The organism is Pseudomonas sp. HR1, from assembly GCF_030175875.1.
Lineage (GTDB): Bacteria > Pseudomonadota > Gammaproteobacteria > Pseudomonadales > Pseudomonadaceae > Chryseomonas > Chryseomonas oryzihabitans.
The window spans coordinates 505,264-517,969 of sequence record NZ_JASNRF010000003.1 but is presented as its reverse complement, the minus strand read 5'-3'; the positions used below and the strand labels follow the sequence as shown (position 1 = coordinate 517,969).

Annotated in this window: 11 protein-coding genes; 6 read left to right on the top strand and 5 right to left on the bottom strand. The window is 66.4% G+C overall.

The annotated features are described in order from the left end of the window. The first annotated feature begins 65 nt into the window (after positions 1-65). Complete coding sequence (locus QKY98_RS13770) at positions 66-1,541, top strand: mannitol dehydrogenase family protein (protein ID WP_284671075.1); 1,476 nt, start codon at positions 66-68, stop codon at positions 1,539-1,541. Positions 1,542-1,613: 72 nt separating this feature from the next. After that, positions 1,614-3,110: a xylulokinase gene (xylB, locus tag QKY98_RS13765; protein WP_284671074.1), complete on the top strand. Its 1,497-nt coding sequence runs from the start codon at positions 1,614-1,616 to the stop codon at positions 3,108-3,110. 160 nt (positions 3,111-3,270) lie between these two features. Here the strand turns inward: xylB and ybaK are convergent, their stop codons facing one another. Together ybaK and QKY98_RS13755 are read right to left on the bottom strand one after the other, a co-directional pair. Beyond that, a complete protein-coding gene (gene ybaK, locus QKY98_RS13760) occupies positions 3,271-3,741 on the bottom strand; it encodes a Cys-tRNA(Pro) deacylase (protein ID WP_077172156.1) in 471 nt (156 codons plus the stop codon). After that, positions 3,738-4,802 carry a diguanylate cyclase gene (locus QKY98_RS13755; protein WP_284671073.1) on the bottom strand — a complete coding sequence of 355 codons (1,065 nt, stop codon included), beginning with the start codon at positions 4,800-4,802 and terminating at the stop codon, positions 3,738-3,740. The genes ybaK and QKY98_RS13755 overlap by 4 nt, the downstream gene beginning before the upstream one ends. 222 nt (positions 4,803-5,024) lie before the next feature. Between QKY98_RS13755 and QKY98_RS13750 the strand changes: the two genes are divergently transcribed. Beyond that, positions 5,025-5,462, top strand: a complete 438-nt coding sequence (locus tag QKY98_RS13750; RefSeq protein WP_007159287.1) for an HPF/RaiA family ribosome-associated protein — start codon at positions 5,025-5,027, stop codon at positions 5,460-5,462. 81 nt (positions 5,463-5,543) lie between these two features. Next, positions 5,544-6,602: an oxidoreductase gene (locus tag QKY98_RS13745; RefSeq protein WP_284671072.1), complete on the top strand. Its 1,059-nt coding sequence runs from the start codon at positions 5,544-5,546 to the stop codon at positions 6,600-6,602. Here QKY98_RS13745 and QKY98_RS13740 read toward each other — a convergent pair. Together QKY98_RS13740 and rlmKL are read right to left on the bottom strand one after the other, a co-directional pair. Then, entirely contained in the window at positions 6,596-7,630 is a 1,035-nt protein-coding gene (locus QKY98_RS13740) for an acyltransferase family protein (RefSeq protein WP_284671071.1), read from the bottom strand. The two genes, QKY98_RS13745 and QKY98_RS13740, sit on opposite strands and share 7 nt — an antisense overlap. 167 nt (positions 7,631-7,797) lie before the next feature. Continuing rightward, a complete protein-coding gene (gene rlmKL, locus QKY98_RS13735; protein ID WP_077172154.1) occupies positions 7,798-9,969 on the bottom strand; it encodes a bifunctional 23S rRNA (guanine(2069)-N(7))-methyltransferase RlmK/23S rRNA (guanine(2445)-N(2))-methyltransferase RlmL in 2,172 nt (723 codons plus the stop codon). 317 nt (positions 9,970-10,286) lie between these two features. Here rlmKL and rmf point away from each other — a divergent pair, with 317 nt between their 5' ends. Further along, complete coding sequence (rmf, locus tag QKY98_RS13730) at positions 10,287-10,502, top strand: ribosome modulation factor (protein WP_007159291.1); 216 nt, start codon at positions 10,287-10,289, stop codon at positions 10,500-10,502. Positions 10,503-10,621: 119 nt separating this feature from the next. Here the strand turns inward: rmf and QKY98_RS13725 are convergent, their stop codons facing one another. Next, positions 10,622-11,641 carry a quinone-dependent dihydroorotate dehydrogenase gene (locus tag QKY98_RS13725; RefSeq protein WP_284671070.1) on the bottom strand — a complete coding sequence of 340 codons (1,020 nt, stop codon included), beginning with the start codon at positions 11,639-11,641 and terminating at the stop codon, positions 10,622-10,624. A 185-nt stretch (positions 11,642-11,826) separates the two neighbouring features. Between QKY98_RS13725 and QKY98_RS13720 the strand changes: the two genes are divergently transcribed. Further along, positions 11,827-12,702, top strand: coding sequence for a DUF6685 family protein (locus tag QKY98_RS13720; protein WP_284671069.1), 876 nt, complete (start codon positions 11,827-11,829; stop codon positions 12,700-12,702). Positions 12,703-12,706 lie beyond the last annotated feature (4 nt).

Sequence of the window (12,706 nt, the reverse complement as noted above, 5' to 3'; positions counted from 1 at the left end):
CCCTCCCCCCTTCCAGCCCCGGCGCCCTGCGCGCGCCCGGGGCACCGCCTTGCAGGATCGCCATCGTGAAACTCAATCGCCAGCACCTCGAACAACTACCCGACTACATCGCCAAGCCCGGCTACACCGCCTGCCAGCTGCGCCAGGGCATCGTCCACATCGGCGTCGGCGGCTTCCACCGCGCGCACCAGGCCATCTACACCGAGGCCCTGCTGAACCAGGGGCGCGACCTGGACTGGAGCATCTGCGGCGTCGGCCTGCGCGCCGAAGACCGCGCCATGCGTGATGCCCTGGCCGGCCAGGACTATCTCTATACCCAGGTGGTGCTGGCCGACGAGCCGGACACCGAGGTGCGCGTCGTCGGCGCCATCAGCGGCATGCTGCTGGCCGAGGACGGCACCCAGACGCTGATCGACAAGCTGGCCCATCCCGGCACCCGCATCGTCTCCCTCACCATCACCGAGGGCGGCTACTGCATGGACGACAGCACCGGCGAATTCAACTTCAAGCTGCCGCTGATCCAGCACGACCTGCAGCATCCGGGCGATCCGCGCAGCGTCTTCGGCTTCCTGCTGGCGGCCCTGGCCAAGCGCCGCGCCGAGGGCACCGGGCCCTTCACCGTGATGTCCTGCGACAACCTCCCGCACAACGGGCAAGTCACCCGCAAAGCCCTGCTGGCCTACGCCGCCCTGGTGGATGAAGAGCTGCACGGCTGGATCGCCGAGCACGTCAGCTTTCCCAACGCCATGGTCGATCGCATCACCCCCATGACCAGCACCGCCCATCGCGAGGCGCTGCTGGCCGAACACGGCGTCGAGGACGCCTGGCCGGTGGTCTGCGAGCCCTTCCTGCAGTGGGTGCTGGAAGACAAGTTCGTCGCCGGCCGTCCGGCCTGGGAAGACGTCGGCGTCCAGTTCACCGATGACGTCACCCCCTACGAGGAAATGAAGATCAAGCTGCTCAACGGCAGCCACCTGGCGCTGACCTACCTGGGCTTCCTCAAGGGCTACCGCTTCGTCCACGAGACCATGGCCGACCCGCTGTTCGTGCGCTACATCCGCACCTACATGGACAAGGACGTGACGCCGCAGCTGGCCCCGGTGCCCGGCATCGATCTCGACCAGTATAAGGACACCCTGATCGAGCGTTTCTCCAATCGCGCCATCGCCGACCAGCTGGAGCGGGTCTGCTCCGACGGTTCGTCGAAGTTTCCCAAATTTACCGTGCCGACCATCAACCGCCTGATTGAAGACGATCAGGCCATGGATCGCGCCGCCCTGGTGGTGGCCGCCTGGGCGGTCTATCTGCGGGGCGTGGACGAGACCGGGGCGACCTATCGCATTCCCGATCCGCGCGCCAACTACTGCGAAGAGCTGGTGCAGGATCAGAAGAATCTCACCGAGCGCCTGCTGGGCGCCGAGGAAATCTTCGGTAAGCACATCCCGAAATCCGCGGCCTTCGTTGCCGCCTTCGAGCGGCAGCTGTACAACTTGCGTAACCATGGGGTCAGCGCCACCTTGCAGACCCTGCTCGGCGACTAGCCTTGGCAAAAAGCTGCCTGGGCAGCGTCGATGATCAATACGAGCCCAAACAACAACAAGGAGCGGCCAGGCATGAAGTTTCTCGGGATAGACTGCGGCACCCAGGGCACCAAGGCGGTGATCCTGGATGTCGAGCGCGGGGTGGTACTGGGCGAAGGCAGTGCGCCTCACCCCTTGACCGAGGCCGCCAACGGCCGCCGTGAGCAGAATCCGGCGGACTGGATTAGGGCCCTGGTGGCGGCCACCCGCGCCGCCCTGGCGCAGGCCGGCAGCGATGGCCAGGACATCCTCGGCGTCGGCGTCTCCGGCCAGCAGCATGGTCTGGTATTGCTCGACGACAGCGGCAAGGTTCTGCGGCCGGCCAAGCTCTGGTGCGACACCGAGTCCACCCCGGAAAACCAGCGCCTGCTGGAGCATCTGGGCGGCGTCGAGGGCTCCATCGAGCGCCTGGGCCTGGCCATCGCGCCGGGCTACACCGTCTCCAAGCTGCTCTGGACCAAGGAGCAGCACCCGGAGGTGTTCGACCAGATCGCCCAGGTGCTGCTGCCCCACGATTACCTGAATTTCTGGCTGACCGGACGCGCCGTGGCCGAGTACGGCGACGCCTCGGGCACCGGCTATTTCAATGTGAGGACGCGCCAGTACGACCTGGAGTTGCTGCGCCACATTGATCCTAGTGGGCGTCTGGAGCGCGCCCTGCCGGTGCTGATCGAAGCCGACCAGCCGGTCGGACGGCTGCGGCCGGAGGTCGCCAGCCAACTGAGCATCAATCCCCAGGCGCTGGTCTCCAGCGGCGGCGGCGACAACATGATGGGCGCCCTGGGCACCGGCAACAGCCGCGCCGGCCAGATCACCCTGAGCCTGGGCACCTCGGGCACCCTCTATGGGTATTCCGACGAACCTCGCATCAGCGACCATCCCGCCGTGGCGGGCTTCTGCTCGTCCAACGGCGGCTGGCTGCCGCTGATCTGCACCATGAACCTGACCAATGCCAGCGGCCAGATCCGCGAGTTGCTCGGCCTGGACCTGGCGGAATTCACCCGTCTGGTGGCGGAGTCGCCCATCGGCGCGGAAGGGGTACTGATGCTGCCCTTCCTCAATGGCGAACGGGTCCCGGCGCTGCCGACCGCCACCGCCAGCCTGCATGGCCTTACCGCCACCAACCTGACCCGCGCCAATCTGTGCCGGGCGGTGGTCGAGGGGGTGAGCTTCGCCCTGAGATATGGCTTCGATCTGCTGCGCGACCTGGGCATGCCCGGCGACACCCTCAGACTCATCGGCGGCGGCGCCAGGAGCCCGGTGTGGCGGCAGCTGATCGCCGATCTGATGAACACCCCGGTGGTCTGCCCGGTCCACGGCGAAGCCGCGGCCCTGGGGGGCGCCTTGCAGGCCGCCTGGTGCTGGAGTCGCGAACAGGGCCGCCCGGAGTCGCTCGACAGCCTCACCGAACGCTGCGTGCACCTGGATCCGGCCAGCCGCGCCGAACCGTACCCGGCGCGGGTCGCCGAGTACGAGGCGGCCTACCAGCGCTATCGGCAGCAACTGCGCGAGAGCTACGGGATCGCCTAGCGGGCGGATGGGGTGGAAAACGCCAGGCGGTTTTCCAACCTGCTGAATTTCGGCAACCAACCCGTCGTAGGGTGGACAACGGCGCAGCCTTGTCCACCACCAGCCTGATCGCGCGTGGAAAACGCTACGCGGTTTTCCACCCTACCCGACAGGCAGGCGCTCAGGCCTTGCCGATAGGCACGAAGGGCGCGTCCAGCAAGCGGGCGAGGTCCGCCGGGGCCAGGGCCACTTCCAGCCCCCGGCGCCCGGCACTGACATGGATGCTCGGCAACGCCGCCGCGGAGTCGTCGATGAAGGTGCGCAGCCGCTTCTTCTGCCCCAGGGGGCTGATGCCGCCCACCAGGTAGCCGGTGCTGCGCTGGGCCTGGTCGGGTTTGGCCATCTCCAGTTTCTTCACCCCGGCCGCCTGGGCCAGGGCCTTGAGATCCAGGGTGCCGGCGACGGGCACGATGGCCACCAGCAATTCCTGTTTCTCGCTTGCCGCCAGCAGGGTCTTGAACACCGTCTCCGCTGCCAGACCGAGTTTCTCGGCGGCTTCCAGGCCGTAGGAGGCGGCCTTGGGGTCATGGTGGTAGCTCAGCACCTCGTGGGGCACCTGGCTCTTCTTGAGCAGTTCTATCGCCGGGGTCATGCCAGCACTCCTTGGGGATCGGCCACCTCCGCCCGCCCGCGGCCCTGCGCCTTGGCGCGGTAGAGAGCGAAGTCGGCCGCCTGCAGCCAATGGGCGACGTCATCGTAGGCGCGGTCGAAGCCGGCGATGCCGCAGCTCAGGCCGACACGTACGTTCTGACGGTCGCCGGGGCCGCCTGCCTGCATGTCGTGCAGACGCTCCTGCAGCCGCCGGATCAGGTCCAGGGCCCGCTCGGGCGAGGTGTCGGGCAAGAGGATACCGAATTCATCGCCGCCAAAACGACCGGCGAGATCGCTGGTGCGGATGGTGCGCGCCAGCAGACCGGAAAACTGGCGCAGCATCTCGTCGCCGGCCTGATGGCCGAAGCGGTCGTTGATGAGCTTGAAGTTGTCCAGGTCGATCATCACCAGGCTGGCCGCGGCGCCGCTGCGTTTGCAGCGGGCGAATTCCCGGTGCAGCAGCTGATCCCAGTGGGTTCTGTTGTGCAGCCCGGTCATGCCGTCCTGCTTGCTGATCAGCTCCAGCTCCTGCTGGCGCCGCGACAACTGCTGCGCCAGGCGAAAGCTCACCAGGCCCAGGGCCCAGGGATAGGCGATGATCATCGGCAGGCAGGCATAGATCTGTGCGGTGGAGGTCTCGATGGCGACCGGATGGCGCAGCACCACGAGGCCGACCAGGATGCCCGCCAATTGCGCGACCAGCCCTCGGCGCCAGAACGCCAGGCCACCGGCGCCGAGCATGTTGAGACCGGTCATGGCGAGCAGCGTCGCGCTGGGCAGGAGGTTGAAGCCCATGCTCGCCGCCCAGAAGCCGGCCGAGCCGCAGTCCAGTAGCAGATTGCCCAGTTCGGTGCGATAGGGATCGCGCGCACGGACGGCGCGCCAGTAGGCCAGCGGCGACCAGCACAGGGCATTGGCCAAGAGCAGGATCCACAGCCAGAGAGACACCGGCTGGGTGATCTGCACCGAAACGATACAACTCAGGCTGAGCAACAGACCAATCGCACGGGGTAGCCAGAGCCGCCGGGCAAAATTGCGGCCACGGGTGAGCACATCTGGCATTGACGATCCCCACTGCGACGGACGATGAAAGGTCGCGCATTATCAGTGGACAAGGGCAAAACGCCAGCGACCGCGACCTGAACGTCGTGTTCCGAACCTTACGACGCCCCTAGACACTGCCAGAAGGAAACATCGGGTGACACGCACACCGGACGAACAGCCTTGAACCTCGGCCTGACCGGCCTCATCCAATGGTCAGGCCCGTCAAAAAGAGGAAGCCGCATGCAAGTCCAAGTCAACAGTGACCACAACATCGAAGGCAGCGCCGGTTTGCAGAATTGGGTGGCGTCCGTGGTGGAAGACCGCCTGGATCGCTTCGACGAACTCCTGACTCGCGTCGAGGTGCACCTCAACGACGAGAACGCTGGCAAATCGGGCGCCCAGGACAAGCGGTGCCAGATGGAGGCCCGCATCAAGGGCCATCAGCCGCTTTCGGTGACGCACAAGGCCGAATCCCTGGAACAGGCGGTGGATGGCGCAGCCGACAAGCTGCACCGGGCCATCAGCAACCTCTCCGGCAAGCTGGAAAAGAAGCGGCTGTCGGGCGGTGAACTCAACGACCCCCTGGCCCTGGAAGATTCCGAAGAATTCCAGGACTCGCTGCGGCAGGACGAATTCCTCGAACGGGAGCAACTCGCTCACGATCACCAGTTGAAGTGATGCGCCGTTAGACGCTAGCGTTCAACCGAGGCCGCTCCCTGAGCGGCCTCGCTGTTTTCCACCCCGGCACAAGGAAGCCCCATGCCCTTCCCCTTTCGCGTCGCCCTGATCGGTTACGGCTTCGTCGGTCAGACTTTTCATGGCCCCCTGCTGAGCTCCATCCCTGGGCTCTCCCTGGATTTGGTGGCCTCACGGGATGCCGCACGTGTGCAGGCCGATCTGCCCGGGGTGCGCGTCACCGCGGATTACCTGGCGGCCGTGAGGGATCCGGCCATCGACCTGGTGGTGATCGCCTCACCCAACCAGACCCATGCGCCTCTCGCCAGCGCCGCCCTGGCCGCTGGCAAGCACGTGGTGGTCGACAAGCCTTTTACCGTGACCCTGGCCGAAGCCCGGCAACTGGCCGCGGAAGCCGAACAGGCCGGCCGGTTGCTGTCGGTGTTCCAGAATCGTCGCTGGGACAGCGATTTTCTCGGCTTGCAGGCAGTCCTGGCCAGCGGCGCCCTGGGTGAATTGACCAGCCTGGAATCCCGTATCGAGCGCTTTCGTCCCGAGGTGCGGACGCGCTGGCGCGAAGCCGCGCTGCCCGGCAGTGGCCTCTGGTTCGATCTCGGTCCCCATCTGCTGGATCAGGCGCTCTGCCTGTTCGGCCTGCCCGAGCGCCTGCAGGCGCAGCTGGTGCGGCAACGACCCGGCGCCCTCACCGACGACTGGTTCCAGGTGCAGCTGGACTACGGCGCTCGCCAGGTGACCCTGAGAGCCGGGATGCTGGCCGCCGGTGGCGTGCCGCGCTTTCTGGCGCAGGGCACCGCGGCCAGCTGGATCAAGCAAGGCGCGGATCGTCAGGAGGACGCGCTCAAGGCCGGCGTGCGCCCCGGTGGTGCCGACTGGGGCCAGGATCCGGATCCGGGCTGGCTGATCGACGCCAGCGGCGAGCGCCAGGCCCTGCCGACGCCGGCGGGCGATCACCGTCGCTACTACCTCGCCTTGGTCGAAGCCCTCGCCGGTCGCGCCGACAATCCCGTCAGCCCAGCCCAGGCTTGCGCCCTCATGGCCCTGCTGGAAGCGGCGCAGCGTTCCTCGGCGGAAGGTCGGGCGCTGATGCCCGAACTCAGCGCGGCGGAACGCGCGGCCTACTGACCGGCCACCCACTGCGGGCGCCGTCCGGCTAGGCGCTCGCCCAGCTGGCGCAGGGTGCGCGACAGGCGGCGCTCGATCCACTCGTAGCTGGCCCAGGCCAGCAGCAGGATCACCGGCAGGCAGACCGCCAGGGTCTGGTAGGGACTGAATCCCCACTGCTGGTGCAGCCAGTAGTCGCCTAGCCAGAGCACGATCACGTGCACCAGATAGACCGAATAGGACCAGTCCCCCAGCGCCTTGCACAGCCGCGAGCCGGCGAACCAGGGTTCGAGGATCACGCAGGCGCCGACCAGTACCGCACTGGGCACGCCCCAGGTCAGCAGGCGCCAGGGATGATCGGCGGGAAAAGCCACCAGGCAGGTCAGTGCCGCCAGGGCCGCCACCAGGGCCAGGGGTTTGGGTCCGCGCAGGGCGCCACGGCGATAGAGCGCCGCCAGGCTCACGCCCAGCAGGAATTCGAAGATGATCGGATTGCGATAGAAGCTGCTGACAAAGGACTCGCGGGCCAGCACCAGGCTGACCAGGATCACCAGCAGGCTGACCATCCCGATGCGCCAGCGCTCGGCCACACCGAAGGACAGGGCGAACAGCAGGTAGAACAGCATCTCGAAGTTGAGCGTCCAGCCCACCGGCAGGATCGGATAGTGGCCGAAGCCCGCCGGATTCTCGCTGGGAATGAAGAACAGCGAGAGCAGCAATTCGCGCGCGGCGACGCCATAGATGGGCATCACGTCGCTGGCGAGATAGAGGATCAGCGCCGTCACCGCGGTGTACAGCCAATAGGCCGGGACGATGCGGGCGATGCGATGCCAGAGGAAGGTACTGCGCCTGAGCGGTCGGCCCGCGGTGGACAGGTGGATCACGAAGCCGCTGAGCACGAAGAAGATGTCGACCCCGACCTGTCCCCGGGTGGAGAGCAGATGGCCACCAAGGCTGTCGGCGTGGAAATCGAAGAACACCTGCATGAAGTGATGAAAGACCACCAGCCAGGCGGCCAGGGCCCTGAGAGCCTGCAGTGAAACCAGCATCGTAGAACCTTTCCCTCCTCGTCCCGCCAGGCACGACCCAGCGTAGCGCCGCCATTGTGGACGGCATGGGCTGCTGGGGCGTTCGTGGGAAAAGGCTGGATTGCGCCGGTTCACAGGCTGAACGGCTCGATGCCCGACCCGTTCAGCGGCAGTTCAGGCGGCTGACCTCATTGCAGGCTGAACCGCCAGGCGCGGTGGATCTTGGGATTGCGCGCGAAATCCGGATCCAGGGTGCTGGCGCTGATCTCTTCGACGCGATAGCGCTCGGCGAGACTCGCATCCAGTTCGAACTTGCGGAAGTTGTTGGAGAAATACAGCACGCCGTTGCGACTCAGGTGGGCCATGGCCGAATCGAGCAGGGCGACATGATCGCGCTGGACGTCGAACACCCCTTCCAGGCGCTTGGAGTTGGAGAAGGTCGGCGGGTCGACGAAGATCAGATCGTATTCGCCGCGATCGTTTTCCAGCCAGTGCAGGACATCGCCCTGTTCCAGGCGGTGCCGCTCGGAAAAGCCGTTGAGCGCCAGGTTGCGCCGGGCCCAGTCCAGGTAGGTGCGCGAGAGGTCGACGCTGGTGGTGCTGCGTGCACCGCCCACTGCCGCCTGCACCGTGGCGGCGCCGGTGTAGCAGAACAGATTGAGGAAACGCTTGCCCTGGGCTTCCTGGCGCAGCCGCAGACGCAGCGGACGGTGATCGAGGAACAGCCCGGTATCCAGGTAGTCGGTGAGGTTAACCAGCAGCTTGGCGCCCGCTTCTTCCACCTGCAGGAATTCACCCTGGGCGGCCTGGCGTTCGTACTGCTTGGTGCCGCTTTGCCGTTCGCGGCGCTTGACCACCACCAGTGACGGATCGATGTTCAACGCCTGGGGAATGGCGGCCAGGGCGTCGAGCAGGCGCGCCTGGGCCTTGTCCGGGTCGATGGAGCGCGGCGGTGCGTATTCCTGCACGTGCACGCGATCGCCATAGAGATCCACCGCCACCGCGTACTCGGGCATGTCGGCGTCATACAGGCGATAGCACTGCACGCCCTGGCTGCGGGCCCACTTGCCGAGCTGCTTGAGATTCTTCTGCAGCCGATTGGCGAACATCTGCCCGCCTTCGCTGAGCTTGGCCGGCTCCGCCGCCTGGGCATTGGCCGGGCGTTCGCCACTGCGACTGCCGGTGACGAACTGGCGGGTCTCCACCTCGAACATCAGCAGCTTGCAGGGCAAGGCGCCATTCCAGAAGGCGTATTGCTTGTGACTGCGGATGCCCATGCGCTTGCCCAGCTCGGGCGCGCCGGTAAAGACCCCTGCGCGCCAGCCCAGGCAGGCCTGGCGCAGGCGCTCGCCGAGATTCTGGTAGAGGTACAGCAGGCTGGCTTCGTCACCCAGGCGCTCGCCATAGGGCGGGTTGCAGATCACTAGGCCGGTCTGGCCCTTGTCCGGACGCGGCTCGAAGCTGGCGACCTCGCCCTGGTAGACCTTGATCCACTCGGACAGCCCGGCCCGCTCGATGTTGTTGCGCGCCGGCTGGATCAGCCGCGGATCGGCTTCGTAGCCGCGGATCCAGACCGGCGTCCTGGCCAGGCCCGCAGTGGCTCGCGCTTCAGCCTCCTGGTGCAGTTGCTGCCAGAGGGCGGGCACATGGCCCAGCCAGCCGGAAAAGCCCCAGCGCTCGCGGCGCAGGTTGGGGGCGATGTCCGCCGCCATCAAGCCGGCTTCGACCAGGAAGGTGCCCACCCCGCACATGGGGTCGGCCAGGGCGCCACCGGCCGCGGCCAGGGCCGGCCAGCCGGCACGGATCAGTACCGCGGCCGCCAGGTTTTCCTTGAGCGGCGCCGCGCCCTGCTGCAGGCGATAGCCACGCTGGTGCAGGCTCTGACCGGAGAGATCCAGCGAGAGGATGGCCTGGCCGCGCTCCAGGTGCAGGTGGACGCGCAGATCCGGAGCAACCTTGTCCACCGTGGGCCGCTGCCCGGTGCGCTCGCGCAGGCGGTCGACGATGGCGTCCTTGACCTTGAGGGCACCGAAATGGGTGTTGTCGATGCCCGCGCCCTGGCCGCTGAAGCCCACCGCCAGGGTGCCGGTGGGCGCCAGGTGTTCTTCCCATTCCACCCCGTGCACGCCCAGGTACAGCCCCTGGGGGTCTTCTACCGGGAAGCGCGCCAGCACCAGTAGCACCCGGTTGGCCAGGCGCGACCAGAGGCACAGGCGGTAGGCATCCGCGAGACTGGCCTCGCCGCGCACCGCCGCGGTCTGGCTGCGGGCTTCCTGCAGACCGAGGCCCTGGGCCTCTTCCAGCAGCAGGGTCTCGAGTCCCTTGGGACAGGTGAGGATGAGTTGTTGCATCGCGGACATCGTTGAATCCATAGGTTAGCGCAAGGAACTTTCTGCCTTTGGTCGGATTGACCGATGAGGACAGCCCCTTGCGTGAAAGTTTGACTGCGTCTCAACAAGCCGCAGTGACGGCATTCCAGCGGCGGTTTATCGCCATTTCATTTCGATTTGATTACGGCTTATAGCTAAAAGGTCGTTCCCAGCCAGAGCGCCATTGGTTAGTAATTGACCACCCGCAGCGCGAAGGTGCGGGGCGGATGTCAGGACGCCGGCTCTGGCATCCAGGCCTGCAACGGGCCATGGACAATCTGCAAGTCAACCTACGAGGGCACTACCCTATGAGAAGACTCAAGCGTGATCCAATGGAACGAGCTTTCCAGCGTGGTTATCAGCACGGCATCGTGGGCAAATCGCGGGACCTCTGCCCCTTCACCCAGGACGCCGTCCGGCAGGCCTGGCTCAATGGCTGGCGTGAGGGCCGTAGCGACCAATGGGACGGCTACGTAGGCACCGCCGGTCTTCAACGCATGAATCAACTTCAAGCCGTAGGCTAATTCGATTTCACTAGCGGAAGCCCAGGGCTTCCCATAGCGTTCTGGTTGTTTTCCAGTCAGATCCTCTCCCAGGATCAGGGACCCGGTCCCACGGGGGCTCCCAGCGAGCCCCCTCCCCCTCAGGGGCGCGCTGCTGCAATGGCATCCACGGCTTCGCGGATCAAGGCCGGTCCGCGATAGATGAAGCCGCTGTAGAGCTGCACCAGACTGGCACCCGCCGCGATCTTCTCCGCCGCATCCTCGCCCGACAGGATCCCGCCCGCCGCGATGATCGGCAGCCGACCACCCAGCTCACCAGCCAGCACCCGCACCACATGGGTGCTCTTCTCGCGTACCGGGGCGCCCGACAGACCACCGGCCTCGGCGGCATAGGGCAGATTCTCCACCCCTTCGCGACCCAGGGTGGTGTTGGTGGCGATGATGGCGTCCATCCCGGCATCGCGGATCGCCTGGGCGGTCAGCACGATCTCTTCATCGGCCAGGTCCGGGGCGATCTTGATGGCGATAGGCACGCGGCGGCCATGCTGGACCGCCAGGTCTTCCTGGCGCTGGCGCAGGGCTTCCAGCAGGCTCTTGAGCGCATCGCCGAATTGCAGGCTGCGCAGGCCGGGCGTATTGGGCGAGCTGACGTTCACCGTGATGTAGCTGGCATGGGCATAGACCCGGTCCAGACCGATCAGGTAGTCGTCCACCGCCCGCTCCACCGGAGTAGTGGCATTCTTGCCGATGTTGATCCCCAGTACGCCCCGGAAGCGTGCGGCCTTGACCCGCTCGATCAGCGCATCCACGCCCGCATTGTTGAAACCCATGCGGTTGATGATGGCGTCGGCCTGCTCCAGGCGGAACAGCCGCGGCTTGGGATTGCCCGGCTGCGGCCGCGGCGTCACGGTACCGATCTCGATGAAGCCGAAACCCAGGCCGGCGAAGCCGTCGATAGCGGCGCCGTTCTTGTCGAGTCCGGCGGCCAGGCCCACCGGATTGGGAAACTCCAGGCCCATGACCTGGACCGGTAGCCGACCCGGCCGCCGGCCGAGCCCGGTCAGGCCCAGACGACCCGCGGCACCGATCAGGTCCAGCGCCAGATCGTGCGATCCTTCGGGAGACATTTTGAAGAGCAGAGGACGGAGCGCGTCGTACATGGCGGACTCACAGGCGATTCGGAAAGCGCGCATTATACAGGCTTGCCACCGGCCATACGTCGCTCGCTCCGGAGGCGAACGGTCACTCGCACAAAAGATCCTACCTTTCGGGAATCATTTGACGATAGCGCGGTCTTTGCCACGCTAGACTCGGTCGTGCAGTTCCTATCCGCCCCGGAGACCTCATGAGCAACAGTGCCAACCTCCTGGGCAGCCCCTGGTCTTCGCTGGCCTTGCATCTGCATCCCTCCCTGGCCAGCCGCCGGATCCAGCGTTGCCTGGAACGCCTGGCCGACGCCTTCGTCCCCTTGCCCGCGCCTACCGACAGCCTTTGGTGGGATGAAGGCCATCCGCTGCACCTGTTGCTCGGCTTGCCCCGCGCCGCCCTGTCCGGACCGACCCAGGAGATCAAGGGCCACGCCCATGCCCTGCTCAGTCAGTTGGTGGTCGCCGATACGCTGCAGGCCGCCGCCCTCGACCTGCGTGCCATCGATGGCCTCTGCCAGCGCCTCGGCGACAGCACGCTCGATACGGCGATACAGCTGGAGGAACTGGCCGCCCTGCCCGCAGCGCGCGAGCAGGTGCGGATCATCGGCTATCGGGATTTCCAGGCGGCGCTCTATCGCACCTTGCCGAATGTGTCTGCGGAACAGCCCCTGCGTCTGCGCCAGGCCAGCTGGCGAGGTACCCGACTGTTCCTGGAAAACGATACGGCCACCACCCTCGCCTTCGCCAGCATCATCGCCTACGCCCGCATCCGCGGGATCGCCGTGGAGGTGCCGGCGCAGATCCAGTGCCTGCGCCTGGATCCGGCGGCCATCGACCGCCTGCAGGAGGCTTTCGCAGTCTATGCCCTGCCCAATGCGGTCTGGAACCACCCCGACTTCATCCAGGTGCTGCTGGGCCTGAAGCTCGACTATGCGCGCCTGCCACTGCCCACGCCGGGCCAGGATCTGGAGTGGTTGCTGCTGCCCAGCGAGGTGGCGAGCACCCGGGTCCTCAGTGAGATTCTCGAACGCCTGGGCGCTGCCGAGGTGATCGGCTACCTGCAGGCGCTCTAGAAAC

What these genes read in the sequence shown, in the direction of transcription:
- rlmKL (WP_077172154.1), bottom strand. Translation starts at nt 9,969, where the DNA reads ATGTCCGCGATGCAACAACTCATCCTCACCTGTCCCAAGGGACTCGAG.
- QKY98_RS13725 (WP_284671070.1), bottom strand. Translation starts at nt 11,641, where the DNA reads ATGTACGACGCGCTCCGTCCTCTGCTCTTCAAAATGTCTCCCGAAGGA.
- rmf (WP_007159291.1), top strand. Translation starts at nt 10,287, where the DNA reads ATGAGAAGACTCAAGCGTGATCCAATGGAACGAGCTTTCCAGCGTGGT.
- QKY98_RS13740 (WP_284671071.1), bottom strand. Translation starts at nt 7,630, where the DNA reads ATGCTGGTTTCACTGCAGGCTCTCAGGGCCCTGGCCGCCTGGCTGGTG.
- xylB (WP_284671074.1), top strand. Translation starts at nt 1,614, where the DNA reads ATGAAGTTTCTCGGGATAGACTGCGGCACCCAGGGCACCAAGGCGGTG.
- ybaK (WP_077172156.1), bottom strand. Translation starts at nt 3,741, where the DNA reads ATGACCCCGGCGATAGAACTGCTCAAGAAGAGCCAGGTGCCCCACGAG.
- QKY98_RS13755 (WP_284671073.1), bottom strand. Translation starts at nt 4,802, where the DNA reads ATGCCAGATGTGCTCACCCGTGGCCGCAATTTTGCCCGGCGGCTCTGG.
- QKY98_RS13750 (WP_007159287.1), top strand. Translation starts at nt 5,025, where the DNA reads ATGCAAGTCCAAGTCAACAGTGACCACAACATCGAAGGCAGCGCCGGT.
- QKY98_RS13720 (WP_284671069.1), top strand. Translation starts at nt 11,827, where the DNA reads ATGAGCAACAGTGCCAACCTCCTGGGCAGCCCCTGGTCTTCGCTGGCC.
- QKY98_RS13745 (WP_284671072.1), top strand. Translation starts at nt 5,544, where the DNA reads ATGCCCTTCCCCTTTCGCGTCGCCCTGATCGGTTACGGCTTCGTCGGT.